Origin of the sequence: Achromobacter sp. RW408 (assembly GCF_003184165.1) — a bacterium.
Classification (GTDB): Bacteria; Pseudomonadota; Gammaproteobacteria; order Burkholderiales; family Burkholderiaceae_B; genus Achromobacter; species Achromobacter xylosoxidans.
In genome coordinates this window covers 335,965-351,912 of record NZ_QHHO01000049.1, presented here as the reverse complement: position 1 = coordinate 351,912, position 15,948 = coordinate 335,965, and the positions used below count along the sequence as shown (strand labels likewise).

17 protein-coding genes and 3 tRNA genes are annotated in these 15,948 nt (G+C 66.3%); 9 read left to right on the top strand and 11 right to left on the bottom strand.

The features are described 5' to 3' along the window. Positions 1-12 precede the first annotated feature (12 nt). The 5 genes from DK459_RS21110 to DK459_RS21090 all read right to left on the bottom strand — a co-directional run bounded on the left by DK459_RS21110 (position 13) and on the right by DK459_RS21090 (position 3,617). Positions 13-990, bottom strand: a complete 978-nt coding sequence (locus DK459_RS21110; protein ID WP_006388373.1) for a bile acid:sodium symporter family protein — start codon at positions 988-990, stop codon at positions 13-15. Between the two features lie 85 nt (positions 991-1,075). After that, a complete protein-coding gene (gene pdxA, locus DK459_RS21105; RefSeq protein ID WP_024068227.1) occupies positions 1,076-2,056 on the bottom strand; it encodes a 4-hydroxythreonine-4-phosphate dehydrogenase PdxA in 981 nt (326 codons plus the stop codon). 14 nt (positions 2,057-2,070) lie between these two features. Further along, positions 2,071-2,382: a hypothetical protein gene (locus DK459_RS21100; RefSeq protein WP_006388375.1), complete on the bottom strand. Its 312-nt coding sequence runs from the start codon at positions 2,380-2,382 to the stop codon at positions 2,071-2,073. A gap of 125 nt (positions 2,383-2,507) precedes the next feature. Then, complete coding sequence (locus tag DK459_RS21095; protein WP_053499621.1) at positions 2,508-2,966, bottom strand: Lrp/AsnC family transcriptional regulator; 459 nt, start codon at positions 2,964-2,966, stop codon at positions 2,508-2,510. A gap of 45 nt (positions 2,967-3,011) precedes the next feature. Beyond that, a complete protein-coding gene (locus DK459_RS21090) occupies positions 3,012-3,617 on the bottom strand; it encodes a hypothetical protein (protein ID WP_006388377.1) in 606 nt (201 codons plus the stop codon). A gap of 138 nt (positions 3,618-3,755) precedes the next feature. Between DK459_RS21090 and DK459_RS21085 the strand changes: the two genes are divergently transcribed. Next, on the top strand, positions 3,756-4,001 hold the full coding sequence (locus tag DK459_RS21085) for a hypothetical protein (RefSeq protein WP_006388378.1): 246 nt from the start codon (positions 3,756-3,758) through the stop codon (positions 3,999-4,001). 214 nt (positions 4,002-4,215) lie between these two features. Further along, entirely contained in the window at positions 4,216-4,470 is a 255-nt protein-coding gene (locus tag DK459_RS21080) for a hypothetical protein (protein ID WP_020924519.1), read from the top strand. A 35-nt stretch (positions 4,471-4,505) separates the two neighbouring features. On the opposite strand, the gene DK459_RS21075 is transcribed toward DK459_RS21080, so the two are convergent. Both DK459_RS21075 and DK459_RS21070 read right to left on the bottom strand, forming a co-directional pair. Beyond that, the gene (locus tag DK459_RS21075) at positions 4,506-5,075 is read right to left on the bottom strand and encodes a DedA family protein (RefSeq protein ID WP_006388380.1); all 570 of its coding nucleotides are present in this window, start codon (positions 5,073-5,075) and stop codon (positions 4,506-4,508) included. Next, positions 5,072-6,511 (bottom strand): PLP-dependent aminotransferase family protein, encoded by a 1,440-nt coding sequence (locus DK459_RS21070; RefSeq protein WP_006388381.1) that lies wholly within the window; start codon positions 6,509-6,511, stop codon positions 5,072-5,074. The genes DK459_RS21075 and DK459_RS21070 overlap by 4 nt, the downstream gene beginning before the upstream one ends. 169 nt (positions 6,512-6,680) lie before the next feature. On the opposite strand from DK459_RS21070, the gene DK459_RS21065 reads away from it, so the two are divergent. From DK459_RS21065 to DK459_RS30505, 3 genes are all read left to right on the top strand, one after another. Then, positions 6,681-7,061 (top strand): hypothetical protein, encoded by a 381-nt coding sequence (locus DK459_RS21065; protein WP_054448343.1) that lies wholly within the window; start codon positions 6,681-6,683, stop codon positions 7,059-7,061. Between the two features lie 20 nt (positions 7,062-7,081). Next, positions 7,082-7,158, top strand: a tRNA-Met gene (locus tag DK459_RS21060). A 70-nt stretch (positions 7,159-7,228) separates the two neighbouring features. Beyond that, positions 7,229-7,621, top strand: coding sequence for a hypothetical protein (locus tag DK459_RS30505; RefSeq protein ID WP_146221915.1), 393 nt, complete (start codon positions 7,229-7,231; stop codon positions 7,619-7,621). A gap of 535 nt (positions 7,622-8,156) precedes the next feature. On the opposite strand, the gene DK459_RS21055 is transcribed toward DK459_RS30505, so the two are convergent. The 4 genes from DK459_RS21055 to DK459_RS21040 all read right to left on the bottom strand — a co-directional run bounded on the left by DK459_RS21055 (position 8,157) and on the right by DK459_RS21040 (position 11,961). Next, a complete protein-coding gene (locus DK459_RS21055) occupies positions 8,157-9,056 on the bottom strand; it encodes a LysR family transcriptional regulator (protein WP_006388323.1) in 900 nt (299 codons plus the stop codon). A gap of 294 nt (positions 9,057-9,350) precedes the next feature. After that, complete coding sequence (locus DK459_RS21050) at positions 9,351-10,358, bottom strand: GTP-binding protein (RefSeq protein ID WP_020924552.1); 1,008 nt, start codon at positions 10,356-10,358, stop codon at positions 9,351-9,353. A gap of 28 nt (positions 10,359-10,386) precedes the next feature. Next, on the bottom strand, positions 10,387-11,694 hold the full coding sequence (zigA, locus tag DK459_RS21045; protein ID WP_233256844.1) for a zinc metallochaperone GTPase ZigA: 1,308 nt from the start codon (positions 11,692-11,694) through the stop codon (positions 10,387-10,389). Positions 11,695-11,885: 191 nt separating this feature from the next. Then, positions 11,886-11,961 (bottom strand) — tRNA-Asn (locus DK459_RS21040). Positions 11,962-12,172: 211 nt separating this feature from the next. Between DK459_RS21040 and DK459_RS21035 the strand changes: the two genes are divergently transcribed. The 4 genes from DK459_RS21035 (at position 12,173) to DK459_RS21020 (ending at position 15,922) form a co-directional block, all read left to right on the top strand. Then, a tRNA-Thr gene (locus DK459_RS21035) sits at positions 12,173-12,248 on the top strand. Between the two features lie 143 nt (positions 12,249-12,391). Then, positions 12,392-13,051 (top strand): response regulator, encoded by a 660-nt coding sequence (locus DK459_RS21030; protein WP_006388320.1) that lies wholly within the window; start codon positions 12,392-12,394, stop codon positions 13,049-13,051. After that, positions 13,048-14,391 (top strand): ATP-binding protein, encoded by a 1,344-nt coding sequence (locus DK459_RS21025; protein ID WP_024068205.1) that lies wholly within the window; start codon positions 13,048-13,050, stop codon positions 14,389-14,391. The genes DK459_RS21030 and DK459_RS21025 overlap by 4 nt, the downstream gene beginning before the upstream one ends. Positions 14,392-14,455: 64 nt before the next feature. Beyond that, positions 14,456-15,922 carry a DegQ family serine endoprotease gene (locus DK459_RS21020; RefSeq protein WP_070541102.1) on the top strand — a complete coding sequence of 489 codons (1,467 nt, stop codon included), beginning with the start codon at positions 14,456-14,458 and terminating at the stop codon, positions 15,920-15,922. The last annotated feature ends 26 nt before the right edge of the window (positions 15,923-15,948 follow it).

Here is a 15,948-nt window from a genome sequence, read left to right as displayed (position 1 = left end):
GGGCGTGGCGATTCACTCGTCCGTTTCGGGGCGCTTGCCGTAGCGCGCGGCCAGCACGCCGCAGACCATCAGCTGGATCTGGTGGAACAGCATCAGCGGCAGCACGATGGCGCCCACCGCATGGCCGGCGAACAGCACCTGGGCCATGGGAATGCCGCTGGCCAGGCTCTTCTTGGAGCCGCAGAACAGCAGCGTGATGCGGTCGGGCAGGTTGAAGCCGAACATCTTGCCGGCCAGCGCCGACAGGCCCAGCGCCAGCGCCAGGATGACGGCGCAGCACACCACCAGGCCCAGCAGCGCCGGGATCGGCGTGGAACTCCACAGGCCCTCGTTGATGGCTTCGGAGAACGCGGTATAGACCACCAGCAGGATCGATCCCTGGTCGACGAACTTCAGCATCGCCTTGCGCTTGTGCACCCAGGCGCCGATCCAGCGGCGGGCGAACTGCCCCAGCACGAACGGTAGCAGCAGCTGCAACATGATCTTGCCGACCGCATCGAACGAGATCGGCGCGCTGCCGGCGTTGGCGACCACGGTGCCCACCAGCAGCGGCGTCAGGAAAATCCCCAGCAGGCTCGAGGCCGAGGCGCTGCAGACCGCCGCCGGCACGTTGCCGCGCGCCATCGAGGTGAAGGCGATGGCCGACTGCACGGTGGCCGGCAGGCAGCACAGGAACAGGATGCCGAGATAGAGCTCGGGGGTGACCAGCGGTTCCAGCACCGGCTTGAGCGCCAGGCCCAGCAGCGGGAACATGAGGAACGTGGCCGAGAAAATCGTGAGATGCAGCTTCCAGTGGGTCAGGCCGGCGATGATGGCCTCGCGCGACAGGCGCGCGCCGTGCAGGAAGAACAGCAGGCCGACCGCGATGTTGGTGATCCAGCCGAACACCACCACGCCCTTTCCGTGGGCGGGCACGATGCTGGCGATGATGACGGTGCAGATCAGGTAGAGGGTGAAGCGGTCGGGCAGGAGGCGGGCAAGGCGTGACATGGAGATAGGGAGGGGAGGAAAAGCGGCGGCGGCGCGCGACGGGCGCCGGAATCGGGGCGTATTGTAGACGCGGGGGCTTGGACGGTCAGGGCGTCATGGCCAGGGCCAGGTCGAACGCGGCGATCAGCGAGGCCTGGTCGGCGACCCCCTTGCCGGCGATGTCGAAGGCGGTGCCGTGGTCGACGCTGGTGCGCACGAACGGCAGGCCCACCGTGACATTGACGCCATGATCCAGGCCCAGGTACTTGACCGGGATCAGGCCCTGGTCGTGGTACTGGGCCACCACGATGTCGAACTCGCCGCGGCGCGCCCGCATGAAGATGGTGTCGCCGGGCCACGGGCCGCTGGCGTCGATGCCCTCGTCGCGCGCGCGGCGGATGGCAGGCTCGATGATGTCGATGTCTTCGCGCCCGAACTTGCCGCCTTCGCCGGCATGCGGATTCAGCCCGGCGACCGCGACCCGCGGGCGCGCGATGCCCATCTGGCGGCAGGCGCGGTCGGCCAGGCGCATGGCGGTGAGTTCGGCCTCGGGAGTGATGCGCGCCATGACGTCGGCCAGCGCCACATGGATGGTCACCAGCAGCACGCGCAACTCGTCGTTGGCCAGCATCATGGCGAAATCATCGGTGCCGGAGCGTTCGGCCAGGATCTCGGTGTGGCCGGGATAATCGATGCCGGCCTCGTGCATCGATTTCTTGTTCAACGGCGCGGTGACGATGGCGCGGATGTGGCCGGCCCGGGCGTCGTCGATGGCGGCGCAGACATAGTCATAGGCCGCGCGGCCGGCGGCGGCGCTGATCCGGCCATAGGGCAGGTCGGGCGGCAGGGCGGGGCTGCAGTTCACCACCTCGATGCGGCCGGCGTCGCCGCTGGCCTGCCCGGCCCGCGCGATCTCGGTGATCTCCAGGCGCGCGCCCAGCGCGCTGGCGGCGCGGCGCAAGGCACCGGCGTCCCCATACACCACGCAGGAGGCATTCAAGCCCTGGGCGCAGGCCTTGACGACGATTTCGGGGCCGATGCCGGCGGCATCCCCCATGGTGATGCCGACGGGCGGGGGCGTCTTCACGATGCGTTCCCGGCTTATTGCTGCGGCGCGCTCTTGGGCGGCGGGACCTCGCCGCATTCGAACGTGACGGTGGCGCGCTTGGAGCCCAGGCCCGTCGCGTGGTTCGAGGTGATGGCTGGCTTTTGCAGCTTGCGTCCGATCGACTGGCAATACTGGTCGGCGCGCTGCAGCGCCTGGTTCTTGATTTCGACCCAGGTCAGCAATTGCGTGCCGGAACTGTAGGTGACGCTGTAGCTGTTCTTGCCGGTGGGCGTCACTTCGCTCATGCTGGAACAGGCGGTCAGCAGGGCGAGCAAGGCGGAGGCGAGGGCAAGGCGTGCGAACATGGGGAATCCGTAAAAGGCGACAATTCACATTACAACATTATGCCGCTCCCGCTGTCCCCGGGATACACAATACGGAGAAAGGCCAACGTCGCGTGGCGGCTGCCGGCGGGCCGGTCAGCGCGCCGCTAGGGCGCGCCCACGGCGCTGCGCCGATCGACCTTGCGGCTCAGGACGATCGAGGTCTGCGTCTGCTTGACGCCATCGATCAGGCCAATGCGGTCCAGCAGCGCGTCCAGTTGTTCGTGGGTTTCGCAGCGCAGGAAAATCAGGTAGTCGTAGGGGCCGCTGACGGACGAGACTTCCTCGACCTCGGGCATTTTCTCCAGTTCGCGGATCACCGCGGCCGGCGTCTTGGGCAGCACGCTGATGAAGCAATACGCACGCACCGCGGCTTCTTCAAGCAAGCGCCCCAGGCGCACCCCGTAGCCTGCCACGATGTTCTCGCGTTCCAGGCGGGCTATGCGCGTCACCACCGTGGTGCGCGCCAACCCCAGCTTGCGCGCCAGGATGGCGGCGGGTTCACGGGCGTTGGCCTGCAGCAGGCTGAGCAACTGCCGGTCGATGGCGTCTAGGCGTTCGTTCATGCGCCCGACCATACAGGCGCGGCGCGGCGCAAGTCAATGCATGTGTCAGCCGTCGGATTCCGGCGGGATGCCGCCGCGGTAGACGCGGCCGTCGAAGACAAAGCGGGTGATGGTCCGGGAGGCGGCGTCGAAGACCCGGTCGCGGCGCGCGGCATCCTGCTCCCGCGCCGGAACCAGGGTGAAACGACAGAGGTCGGCGCCGCTGTCGTAGCGCGCCACGCGCACCAGGTCGGTGACGCCGAACGCCTGGGCATGGTGCGCGAATTCGCGCAATTGCTCCATCTCGTGGAAGGCGCCGTGGTCGCTGACGAGCTGCATGCCGAACTTGCTTTCCTGCGCGGGAGGCGGCGCCGGCGTCGGCGTCGCAAGCGGCGCCCGGGCGATGTCATAGTCGAAGCGCGCGCCGATCTCGCGCATGGCCGCCAGCACCGCCTGCCAGGCCGGGTCGTCCAGGGCCAGGCGGGCGGCCATGGCCAGCAGCCGGTGCTGTCCCAATGCCCGCGGTTGCGGGCCGCCGATATAGCTGGACCAGGGCACGGCATCGTCCAGGCCGGCCAGTTCGGCCATCTGGGCGTCGCCGTATCCCAACCGTTCCTGCAACCGTCGCAGCGCCGCCGCGTCGGGGGGCATGTAGTCGTGGATCGTCTTCATGGGTACGCTCCCGGTTGCCTTGGCGCGCCGTCGCCGCGCCGCGCTACGCTTCATGCTAGCGCGCAGCGCGCGCCTTGCCCAGTGGCCGCGCGCGCCCATGCTAGGATTTGCGCCGACATCAATCCAGGAGGCTTACCCATGGACACCCAGGAACAAATCGCGGTCATCGTGCATACCATCTCGCACCAGGGCGGCCGCATCGATGCGCTCAATTCGGCGTTGTTGACGATGCTGCACCTGGCCAAGGCTTCGCCCGGACTGCGCGAGGCGATCGAGGCCCAGCTGGAGCAAAACTATTCCAGCCTGCTCGCCCGTTCCGAAAACCCGCAGTACGTGGCCGGATTCGAGAGCGTGCGCGACCAGATCGTCGCTGCGCTCAAGTAGCCGCACAGTCTCACGGCCCGCCGAAGTTACCCACAACTTCTGTGGACAAGCCTTGGGATAGCGCTGGCATAGGATGCCTTTTTCCTTTGTTTACAACGGCTTGCAAAGTGCGATCAAAGGCGGCGCCAGAGTCGCCCACGAACGGTGCCTGACGCAGGCCGGCAAGGGTCACGCAAGCCGGGTAATATGCCGCCCCATGCGGAATCAGTATCCATTGGAACACCGGAACCGTGGCCTGGCGGCCCGGGGTTCGGAAGCGGCAAAGCTGGCGGCCTTCGACCCCGGCAAACTTTCTCCCGAGGCGCGCCAGAGCTGGGAGCGCCTGGGCCATGGCTTCAAGGCCTGGCACGACTTCGACCAGCGCCATCCGGTCCTGCGGCGGCTGGCCCTATTGCCCTTCATCGGCGCGTTGTATCGCAAGGCGCGCCGCCGCCACGTGATGCGCGCCAGCGGCAAGCTGGTTTTCTGACACGGCATCCGCCTGGCGCCGCCGCGCATAGGGCCCTAGCGCCGCCGACGGCGGCGCGCATACCACCAATACACCAGCCAGGTTGCCGCGCCGATCACGGCGGCCACCGCCAGCTTGGTTTCCACGCCGTGCAAGCGGCCGAGCAGGGACTCGATGGTCTGCCCGAACAGATAGCCCACCAGGCTGAAGCACAGCGCCCAGATGGCGGCGGCAAGGGCGTTGAGCGCGAGAAAGCGCATGGGCGGAACCTGCGAGACCCCTAGCGCCACCGGTCCCACGGTGCGCAGGCCGTAGAGAAAGCGCAGCGCCAGGATGAAGCCGTGCGGATAGCGGTCGACCGCGGCCAGGGCCTTGCCGAAGGCCGGTTGCGCACGGATGCGCCGCACGTAGCGATGTTCGCGATAGCGCCTGCCAAGGTAGAACAGCGCCTGGTCGGCCAGGAACGAGCCCGCGAATGCGCACAGCATCACGTAGGGCAGGTGCAGCAGCCGCTGGTGCGACAGGAAACCCGCCAGCACCACCACGCTTTCCCCTTCGAGCAGGGTGCCGCCGAAGACCGCCCACAGGCCATAGTCGACGATGAACTGGTGCAACTGCGGATTCATGGCTGGCGCGCGCCCACGATTCGCGCCAGGGTCACCAGCGCCCGCGCGATTTCGGGGGTGTGGCGCTGGCCACAACTGATGCGCAGGAAATGGTTATAGCGCGCGCTGTTGGAAAACATGGCGCCGGGCGCCACGCGGATGCCCTGCTGCAGAGCGGCTTCGAACACTTCCAGCCCGGAGCGGCCGTCCGGCATTTCGACCCACAGCAGCATGCCGCCGGTAGGCATGCTGAGGCGGGTGCCGCGCGGGAAGTGCGCGGCGATGACTTCGGCGGTCTGGTCGCGCTGCGTCTTCAGGAGCCGGCGCAGCCGCGCCAGGTGCCGGTCGTAGGCGCGCGAGCCCAGGTACTCGGCGACCGCCATCTGCGCCAGCGGCTCGTTGGGCCGGCTTTGCGCGAATTTCAGCATCGCGATGCGGGCCTTCCAGCGGCCGCCCAGCAGCCAGCCCAATCGCATGCCGGGCGCCAGCGTCTTGTGCATCGACGCGCAGTAGATGACGTTGCCGGTGGGGTCCCAGGACTTGGCGGCGGGCAGCGGGGTGTCGTCGTCGGTGAGCGCGCCATAGGTGTCGTCTTCGATCAACGGCACTTGTTGGCGTTCGCACAAGGCCACCAGCCGCGCCTTCTCGGCATCCGGCATGACGCAGCCGAGCGGATTCTGGAAATTGGGCACCACCACCACCGCGCGGATGTTGCCGTGGGTCTGGAAGGCCAGGTCCAGCGCTTCGATCGACAGTCCGTGCTGCGGGCTGGTGGGAATTTCCAGCGCGCGCATGCCCAGGCTTTCGAGGATCTGCAGCAGCCCGAAGTAGGTCGGCGATTCGACGGCGATGGTATCGCCCGGGCGCGCCACCGCGCGCAGCGCCAGGTTCAGCGCTTCGATGCAGCCGTGCGTGACGATGACGTCGTCGGGGGTGGCATTGATACCGTTGGCCAGGGCGCGTCGCGCCAGCACGGTGCGCAGTTCCGGGTGGCCCTGCGGCGGCACCGGGCTGACCAGCACCTGCGGCGCCTGCCGCAGCGCGCGGATCATGGCCTGCTTCAGGTCTTCCATGGGATAGGCGTCCGGCACCGCCGCGGCCAGCGCGAAATTGGCGCTGACGGGATGGGCCTCGCATTTGGCGACGAAGTCCGACACGCGGTCGTGGATGCCGACGTACTGGGCGGCGCCCAGCGCCTGGCGGATGTCGGGTTCGTTGACCGGCGGAATGCTGTTGCGGCGTGGCTTGAGGACGAAATAGCCGGACCGTGGCCGGGCCTCGATCAGGCCGTCGTCTTCCAGCAGCCGGCAGGCCTGCAAAGCGGTCGACAGGCTGACGTGGTGGGTGCGCACCAGGGTGCGCACGGAAGGCATGCGCTGGTCGGGGGCCAGGACCCCGGTCTGAATGGCGCGCCGGTAGTGGTTCGCCAGGCGGAGATATAGCGGTTGCGGGTCCATGCGCCGATCATGCTCCCCTGGGTTGGGTTGAGGGTAGGCACAGATTCACGCAAAGTACACCATAACAGGGCCAAAATCGGAAGACTGCATCGGTACAGAAAGCCGGATTGTGTGGCTGTTGCGCAAAGCAGGGCGCGCGTAGCCTGTGAGGGTCAGATTGGAGATGACCATGGCCCTTTTTTCCGCCCCCGAACCGCAATCCCTACGCTTCGACCTGCCGGCCGGCGCCAGCCGGCAAGTACGCCTGCGTGCCGGGGCCGCCGTCGTCTGCGTCAGCGGCCGCCTGATCGCGATCGATCCGTCATACCGGCCCGATTTGCCGCCCGGCGCGCGTTTGGCGCCGTTGCCGCCGTTGAATGCAGGCGAAACCTATTGCCTGGCGGAAGGGGGCTGGCTGGCATTGAGCGCGGTGACATCGGCCCAGGTGATCTGCCTGGATCCGCCGGGCATGGCGGCCCGTGCCGTGGCGGTCCTGGCCCGCCTTTTGCACCTGGGACGGGGCAATGGCGCGCCGGCGCGCCTGGGTGCAATGCACAAGATTTCAAAATGATGTATGATTCACACATCAGACGCGGGGTGGAGCAGTCTGGCAGCTCGTCGGGCTCATAACCCGAAGGTCGTAGGTTCAAATCCTGCCCCCGCAACCAAATTGATCAAGGCCTGGCGAATGCGCCGGGCCTTTTTCATTTGCGGCCGAAGAATTGTGGCCGAAGAATTGTGGCCGAAGAAAATTGCGGCCGAAGAATCGTTAAAGATATTCCAGGCAAACGCGTCAGGAAAAATGCGTTTTTGAGTGAAGGCGCCCCGGGTAAAGACAGCTCGGGTGAAAACGCCTTGAGCAAGCGCGCCTTCGGCCAGAACCACCTGGGCCGGGGCCTGGCGAACCGGCGAACCACCCTCACAGCCACCGACCCGCGCAGCCACCCGGACCGCCACATCGGCCGGACCGCCACAGACAGCGCTGGTTTGCGTATTTCTCACGAGAATCCTGTAGTTACTGCCAAGCACCGCATCAAGGGCCACATCAAGGGCCACATCGCGGGCCACATCAACAGCCACATCAACGGCCACGCATCATCGGCCACACATCGCGGGACGCCCCACGAATAACAACCCCATGAGCCGCGTACCCATCGCTACGCGGTTTCGCGGGCGGGTTCGCGCCGGATGGGCTGCGCATACGCCCCGACGAGGGCGGGGACAAATTCGTCAGCGGTAAATCCGTCAACGAAGAACCGTATAAGCAAAATCTGGAAAAAGCTGGCCAACGAGCCAACAAGCCTGCGGGATGCGCCACCGCCTGGCAGCCTTCTCGCGGCGATCGATATTGCGGCAATCGATATCAAGAACCTGAATCGTCAGGCATCGGTCACTGGCGCCACACGCCTGCCACCGTCATCCGGAAAATCCGGCGAGCCTCCCCTGGTGCTCCTGGCATCCGACCCCGCAATGTCCAGCCGTGCGGCCGGAACCACGACACATCGGAACCACGATTCTTAGATGTTTTCTAAGACTACATGCTAGCGGACATTGGCAAAAGCCCTGATGCGCAGCGCTCAGCCTGTCGAGGCAGCAATCAAATTATACCGTTATATACCCTGCCCTCAACCCAGGCGACCCGGCAATCCCCCCACGGCAGCAATTCCTAGGACTGATCCCATGGCGCCGGCCCCAGCCTTTCGACCAGGAAGTCCAGCATGGAACGCAGGATCAGGGGCATCTGGCGGCGCGACGCATAGACGCCGTAAATACCGAGCTCCTGCGGCCTGGCCTGCGGCAGGATGGCCTTGAGCCGCCCCTGCGCAACATATTCGGCGGCGTAATAAGTGGGCAGCATCGCGATGCCCGCGCCCTCCAGGGCCGCCTGCAGCAACACCGACACCTCATTGGCACTGATGTTGCCGCTGACAGGCACGTCCACGGGCACCCCGTCACGCTCGAAACGCCACAGGCTCTTGCCGAAATAGGAGTGGGTCAGGCAATTGCGCAAGGACAGGTCCTCGACCCGCGCTGGCTCGCCTTCACGCTGCAGATATTCGGGCGACGCGCAGACGACCGAACGGCACACGGCCAGCTTGCGGGCAATCAGGTTGGGATCCAGGTCGTTGGTGATGCGCACGGCCAGATCCACCCGCTCTTCGACGAGGTTGACCGCCCGCTCGACCAGCATCAGGTCGACCGACGTACCCGGATGCAGCTTGACGTAATCGGTGACCACCCGCGCCAGATGCCGCGAGCCGAACGACATGCTGGTGGTCATGCGCAGCAGCCCCCGCGGCGTGTCCTCGGGAGTGGACACGGCGCTGCGCAGGTCGCCCACCATGTCAAGCATCTGCCGGCACCGCGGCAAGGTTTCGGCGCCGGCCGGCGTCAGGCTCAGGCGCCGGGTGGTGCGATGCAGCAGGCGCACGCCCACCCATTGCTCCATTTCGGCCAGGTAGCGCGACACCATGGCGCGCGACATATCCAGATGGACCGCCGCCGCCGACAGGCTTCCCCGGTCGGCGACCTCCACGAATACCTGCATCGCTTTCAATCGGTCCATGATTGTCTCGATTCTTGCACCAGACTTTGCGGTTATACCGTACTTCCGTGCATTTTCAGCACCTGAAATGGCAACCACCAGACCATTTCAAGCCCCCTGGCAATCGCCGCCGCGCTTGCGCGCGCCACGACCCATGACCTGCCGGCACGGAACCTGAAGCGTCGATCTTCCCGGCCATCCGCTCCTTGGCGCAAGCCTCGGCTTGCCGTAGCGGCACACCGCAAGAATCCCCGTTCCGGCGCGAAGCCCGGCCGGCGGCCACGCCGCCAGCGATCGCCCCATCCAGCCGCGGGATCAGAGGGGAAACTGCCCCAGCGCGGCGCAGACTTCGGCACGCACTTGCGCCACGTCGACGCCGCGGACGATATAGACCAGCCGTGACAGCCGCTCGTCATCCGGCCATTGCGGCAACGGCCGGATCGGATATAGCTCGCCATGTACGCCATGGACCTCGCACGGCAGGATTTCGCCGTCGAAGCACACCAATCCCTTCATCCGCAGCAAGGCCGTCCCGAACCGTTCCTGCACACGCGATACGCCCGCCAGGAAAGCCGCCCGCCCGATCGGCGCGACCAACGGCAACGAGAAGCTCGCGACCTGCGCATGGCGGCCGGCCATCGGCTTGGCGAACGCTTGCAGCCATCCGGCCAGATCGGCGCCATCACGACGCGCCTGCGTATCCGGCCCCTCCAGCAGCGCGCTCGCCAGGGGCGCATCGCTGCGCTGCACGCAACGACGCGCCCCCGGATTGATCGTCGCGACGGCCTGTTCGACGCGACGCAACTGCGCCGCATCCGCAAGATCGGATTTACTCAGCACGACCGTGTCGGCCAACGCCAATTGCCGCAGCGCCTCGGGTTGATCGGCCATGTGCGCCGCGCCATGCGGCACGTCCACCACCACGATGGCGCCTTGGTAGGCATAGCGCTCGGCCAGGAAACGATCGTGCTTGAGCGTGAACAGGATCGGGGCGGGATCCGCCAGGCCGCTGGTTTCGATCAGCACGCGCCGGAAGGGCTTGATGCGGCGGCTCAGCGCCAGCATGAACAGTTCCCGCAAGGTATCGGCCACTGCGCCGCTGACCACGCAGCAAAGGCATCCGCCTTCTATCAAGACGATATTGTCCTGCGCCATGCGGACCAGGTGATGATCGACGCCGATATCGCCGTACTCATTGACGATCACTACCGCGTCGGCATAAGCGGGTTCGCGCAACAGCCGGTTCAACAGCGTCGTCTTGCCACTGCCCAGAAATCCCGAAATCACCGTCACGCCGATGCGTTTGTCGCCTTCCGCCGCCATCCATGCCACGGACTCCCGCCCGCCCTCTCTATTGCGCCGCGCCCCAAATGGGGAATGGATCCCGAATCGTAGCCAATTCGGCCGCGGGCCGGGCCATTTCTTCCTGCGTCATCAGGCAGGCGCGCAAGCGCGCGTCCAGAGCCGCCTGGTCCATGCCGATGCCGATCAGCACCAGTTCCTGGCAGCGGTCTCCATAGACAGGATCCCAGTCGGCAATGATCCGGGCACGGGAATCCGCATCATCGGGCCAACGCTCGCGGGGCAACGCCGCCCACCAGTATCCTGCCGCGCCATGGCGCGTGACCGGCCCGGCCTGCGACCACGAAGCCGCGAAGGCGGGACGCGTCACCAGCCAGAAATACCCTTTCGAGCGCACCACCCCGGGCCATTCTTGCTGCATCCAATCCCACAGGCGCTGCGGATGGAACGGACGCCGGGCGCGGAACACGAAGCTGCCGATGCCATACTCCTGGGTCTCGGGCGTATGCTCGCCGCGCAATTCCTTCAGCCAGCCGGGCGCCCGCGCCGCTTCCTCGAAATCGAAGCGCCCGGTGTCCAGCACGCGCGCCAAGGGCACCCGGCCGAATTCGCCCCGCACGATATCGGCCCGCGGATTGAGTTTGCGCAATATGGCCTCGAGCCGCGCCAATTCGTCCGCCGCGACCAGATCGGTCTTGTTCAGCACCATCACGTCGCAGAATTCCACCTGCTCGATCAGCAGATCCACCACGGTGCGCCCGTCCTCGTCGCCCAGCGTCTCGCCGCGCGCGGCCAGGCTGTCATGGCTGGCATAGTCGCGCAGGAAATTGAATGCGTCCACGACCGTCACCATGGTGTCCAGGCGCGCCAGGTCGGACAGGCTGGCGCCATCCTCGTCGCGGAACGTGAACGTTTCGGCGACCGGCAGCGGCTCCGAGATGCCGGTCGACTCGATCAAGAGATAATCGAAGCGCCCCTCGGCGGCCAGCCGGCGGATCTCGATCAACAAGTCTTCGCGCAACGTACAGCAGATACAGCCGTTGCTCATTTCCACCAGCTTCTCGTCCGCCCGCGACAGCGCCGCCCCGCCCTCGCGCACCAGCCTGGCGTCGATATTGACCTCGGACATGTCGTTGACGATGACCGCCACCCGCCGCCCCTCGCGGTTATTGAGCACATGATTGAGCAGGCTGGTCTTGCCCGCGCCCAGGAAGCCCGACAACACCGTCACGGGCAGACGCGCATCGCGCCGGCGACCGCCGCCGTCCGGACCGCGAATCAGCTTCTCGACCGACGCCTCGCCCGTCCCGGCCGCCGGCCCCGCTTCCGACCCGCCACCTGCCTTCTCATCTTTCATCCGCATGACGCCACCCACAAAAGGAAATGTTATTACATAACAAATATTACGCGCAGCGAGGCAACTGGAGCAACACGAAATGGAGCAGCACGGCATGAACCGCCGCTGGAAAGGTCACGCATACGTATCGCCACGTAGCGACACGGAAAACCAAAAGGGCCACTCACTTGCGTGAGTGGCCCTGAATTCTTTGGCTCCCCGAGCTGGGCTCGAACCAGCGACCTGCGGATTAACAGTCCGTCGCTCTACCGACTGAGCTATCGGGGAACTGCTAAGAAACGAGATTATGAAGGAAAAATTCGAAGTGTGCAAATCCGATGTTTTTTCACGCGAGGGGCGCCGCATGTTTCCCATCGCAGAAAAACTCTGATATGATTTCGGTCTTTCCAGATCGGGCCCCATAAACAGGGCATGAACTGCGAAGAAAAAGATGTTTTGCTTGAAGTTCTGGCTTGCCGGAAACGAAGCAAATGGTCTTGCCGGCATAGCTCAGTTGGTAGAGCAGCGCATTCGTAATGCGAAGGTCGTAGGTTCGACTCCTATTGCCGGCACCAGAATTCAAAAAGCAGCCCGACCGGGCTGCTTTTTTCATTTCCGGCCGCATCCACCGCCCGGTGTCCCCCGCCACTTCCCTTGCGGGAACTCCCGCCTTGCCGCGCGCGTCCAACCCGCTGGACACATCACGGCAACGACTATCATGCGCATCCTTCTCGTAGAAGACGACACCATGATCGGGGAAAGCGTGCTGGACTGCCTGCGCGCCGAGCACTACGCCGTCGATTGGGTCAAGGACGGCCACGCGGCCGAACTGGCCCTGCGCACCGATCCCTACGACCTCGTATTGCTCGACCTCGGGCTGCCTCGCCGCGATGGACTGACGCTGTTGCGCGAACTGCGCGCGCGCAAGGACCGCACCCCGGTGCTGATCGCCACGGCGCGCGACGCCGTCAGCGACCGCATCGCCGGGCTGGATGCCGGCGCCGACGACTACATCGTCAAGCCCTATGACGTCGACGAACTGCTGGCCCGCATGCGCGCGCTGATCCGCCGCAGCGCGGGCCGCGCCGAGCCGGTGTTCGAACACGACGGCATCACCATCGATCCGCAATCCCACGCCGCCACGGTCGACGGCACGCCGGTGCCGCTGACCGCGCGCGAATGGGCGGTGCTGGAACCGCTCATCGCGCGGCCCGGCATGATCTTCTCGCGCGCCCAGCTCGAGGAGAAGCTGTACAGCTGGAAGGACAGCGTCAGCAGCAATGCGGTTGAGGTTTATATTCATGGCCTGCGCAAGAAACTGGGGCAGAACCTGATCCAGAACGTCAGAGGCGTCGGCTATGTCATTCCCAAAACATGAGCATTCCGCTTAGCTATTCGCTGCGGGCCCGATTGCTGTTCTTCCTGCTCGCGGCGATCGCGGTCGGCGCGTTGGTGCAAGGCGCCATCAGCTACCGCAGCACCTTGCAGCAGGCCGACGACATCTTTGACTCGCTGCTGCAGCGCACCGCGCTGTCGCTGGGCACGGGCGACGGCCTGTTGCGCATGGGTCCCGCCCACGCCCAGGGATCGGCCACGCCCATGGCCGACGACCTGATCATCCAGATCTGGACGCCGGATGGCGTGCGCGTGTTCAATTCGCGTTCGCGCCGCCCCCTGCCCGACCAGATCGTCCTGGGGTTCGCCGACACCGAGGTCGAAGGCAACACCTATCGCGTCTATTCACTGGCCACGCCGTTCCAGGTGATCCAGGTGGCGCAGGACATGAACGTCCGCAAGCGCATGGCGGGCGCGCTGGCCTGGCGCACGGTGGCGCCGATCGCGGCGGCGGCGCCGCTGCTGATGCTGATCGTCTGGTGCGTGGTGAGCTGGTCGCTGCGGCCGGTCAAGCGCGCGCGGGCCCAGGTGGCGGACCGCCAGCCCGAGGACCTGTCACCCATCAACGTGCCCGACCTGCCGGACGAGATCCGGCCCCTGATGCAGGAACTGAACCTGCTGCTGGAGAGGATGCGAGGCGCGTTCGCGCTGCAAAAGCAGTTCGTCGGCGATGCCGCGCACGAACTGCGCTCACCGCTGGCGGCACTGAAACTGCAACTGCAATCGCTGCGACGCGCCGGCGACGACGCCAGCCGCCGCGTCGCCGAGGAACGCCTGGCGGCGGGCATCGAGCGCGCCACGCGGCTGGTGGAGCAGTTGCTGTCCATGGCGCGCCACGAAAACGCCGCCGAACGCGCCGCGCCCGAACCGGTGGACCTGGCCGAGGTCCTGCGGCTGGCCCTGTCCGAAACCCTGGCCGACGCCAACGCCAGGGACATCGATGTGCAAATGCATGGCGAGCCGCAAGCCTGGGTGCGCGGACGGCGCGACGACCTGGTGCTGCTGGCGCGCAACCTGCTCGACAATGCGATCAAATACACGCCGCCCGGCGGCCATGTCGACATCCGGCTCGAAGCGCCCGCCGGACAGGCGCTGCTGCTGATCGACGACAACGGTCCGGGCATCCCGCCCGGGGAACGCACCCGCGTGTTCGACCGCTTCTACCGGCTCGAAGGCAACACCCAGCACGGCAGCGGCCTGGGACTGGCGATCGCGCGCGCCATCGCCGAACGCCACGGCGCGACCATCACCCTTGAAGATGCGCCCGGCGGCAGCGGCCTGCGGGCCAGGGTCGCCTTTGCGCGCGGCCCCGCCCCGACTTAAGATTCACCTAAGTGTCAGGCCCGAAGATAGCGCCATGTCCCCACACATGAACGCAGGAGCCGACATGAAGACTTCGCAGATCAAACCCTCGCGCCTGGTGCTGGCGCTTCTGGCCGCCGGCGCGATTGGCGGCGCGGGCGCCGCCGCCACGTTCGGCGGCGTTTCGATGGCGGCCAGCGCGCCGTCCGCCACTGCCGCCGAGATCGCGGCCACCAGCGCCGCCACGCCGGGCGCCCCGATGATGGTCGCCCCCAACTTTGCCCAGATCACGCGCGACTACGGCCCCGCCGTGGTCAACATCAGCATCAGCGGCACGCGCAAAGTGTCCGACGACGACGACGATCCCTTCGCCCAGTTCTTCGGGCAGATTCCCGGCGCGCGCGGCGGCATGCCTTCGCGCGAAGTGCCGGTGCGCGGCGAAGGATCCGGCTTCATCGTCAGCAACGACGGCGTCATCCTCACCAACGCCCACGTGGTGCAAGGCGCCAAGGAAGTGACCGTCAAGCTGACCGACCGCCGCGAATTCCGCGCCAAGGTGCTGGGCGCCGACACGCAGACCGACGTGGCCGTCATCAAGATCGACGCCAGGAACCTGCCGGTGGTCAAGATCGGCGACGTCAACAAGCTGCAGGTGGGCGAATGGGTGCTGGCCATCGGCTCGCCCTACGGCCTGGAAAACACCGCCACGGCGGGCATCGTCAGTGCCAAGGGCCGTTCGCTGCCGGACGACACTTCGGTGCCATTCATCCAGACCGATGTGGCGGTCAACCCCGGCAATTCGGGCGGACCGCTGTTCAATGACCGCGGCGAAGTCGTCGGTATCAATTCGCAGATCTACAGCCGCACCGGCGGCTTCCAGGGGCTGTCGTTCTCGATCCCGATCGACGTGGCGTACAAGATCAAGGACCAGATCCTGGAGCACGGCAAGGTGCAGCACGCACGCCTGGGCGTGACGGTGCAGGAGGTCAACCAGGACTTGGCCAATTCGTTCAGGCTGGACACGCCGTCCGGCGCCTTGGTTTCCAGCGTCGAAAAAGGCAGCGCGGCCGAAAAGGCCGGCCTGCAGCCCGGTGACGTGGTGCGCAGGATCGACGGCAAGACGATCGTGTCGTCGGGCGACCTGGCCTCGCTGATCACGCTGGCCAAGCCCGGCGAAAAGATCACGCTGGATCTGTGGCGCAACGGCGCTCCCAAGGAAGTCGTGGCCACGCTCGGCGGCATGCCGAAGGACCGGACGCAGGCTGCCGGCGACAGCCGCGACGTGCAGAAGGGCCAGCTCGGCCTGGCCTTGCGGCCGCTGTCGCCCCAGGAGCAGGAGGCGGCGGGCACGCAGGGACTGTTGATCGAGCAATCGGCCGGCCCGGCCGCCAAGGCGGGCATCCAGCCGGGCGACGTATTGTTGTCGCTCAACGGCCAGCCTGTGCGCAACATCAGCCAGGTCAAGGACGCGCTGTCAAAGGCCGGCAAGACGGTCGCGCTTCTGGTGCAGCGCGGTGAAGACAAGATCTTCGTGCCGGTGCAGCTCGGCTAAGGCTGGCGGGGCCCCGCGCGGGGCCG

Excerpts from the sequence above, each read along its gene's own strand:
- DK459_RS21110 (WP_006388373.1), bottom strand. The coding sequence starts at position 990 with ATGTCACGCCTTGCCCGCCTCCTGCCCGACCGCTTCACCCTCTACCTG.
- DK459_RS21100 (WP_006388375.1), bottom strand. The coding sequence starts at position 2,382 with ATGTTCGCACGCCTTGCCCTCGCCTCCGCCTTGCTCGCCCTGCTGACC.
- DK459_RS21095 (WP_053499621.1), bottom strand. The coding sequence starts at position 2,966 with ATGAACGAACGCCTAGACGCCATCGACCGGCAGTTGCTCAGCCTGCTG.
- DK459_RS21090 (WP_006388377.1), bottom strand. The coding sequence starts at position 3,617 with ATGAAGACGATCCACGACTACATGCCCCCCGACGCGGCGGCGCTGCGA.
- DK459_RS21085 (WP_006388378.1), top strand. The coding sequence starts at position 3,756 with ATGGACACCCAGGAACAAATCGCGGTCATCGTGCATACCATCTCGCAC.
- DK459_RS21075 (WP_006388380.1), bottom strand. The coding sequence starts at position 5,075 with ATGAATCCGCAGTTGCACCAGTTCATCGTCGACTATGGCCTGTGGGCG.
- DK459_RS21070 (WP_006388381.1), bottom strand. The coding sequence starts at position 6,511 with ATGGACCCGCAACCGCTATATCTCCGCCTGGCGAACCACTACCGGCGC.
- DK459_RS21065 (WP_054448343.1), top strand. The coding sequence starts at position 6,681 with ATGGCCCTTTTTTCCGCCCCCGAACCGCAATCCCTACGCTTCGACCTG.
- DK459_RS21055 (WP_006388323.1), bottom strand. The coding sequence starts at position 9,056 with ATGGACCGATTGAAAGCGATGCAGGTATTCGTGGAGGTCGCCGACCGG.
- DK459_RS21050 (WP_020924552.1), bottom strand. The coding sequence starts at position 10,358 with ATGGCGGCGGAAGGCGACAAACGCATCGGCGTGACGGTGATTTCGGGA.
- zigA (WP_233256844.1), bottom strand. The coding sequence starts at position 11,694 with ATGAAAGATGAGAAGGCAGGTGGCGGGTCGGAAGCGGGGCCGGCGGCC.
- DK459_RS21030 (WP_006388320.1), top strand. The coding sequence starts at position 12,392 with ATGCGCATCCTTCTCGTAGAAGACGACACCATGATCGGGGAAAGCGTG.
- DK459_RS21025 (WP_024068205.1), top strand. The coding sequence starts at position 13,048 with ATGAGCATTCCGCTTAGCTATTCGCTGCGGGCCCGATTGCTGTTCTTC.
- DK459_RS21020 (WP_070541102.1), top strand. The coding sequence starts at position 14,456 with ATGAAGACTTCGCAGATCAAACCCTCGCGCCTGGTGCTGGCGCTTCTG.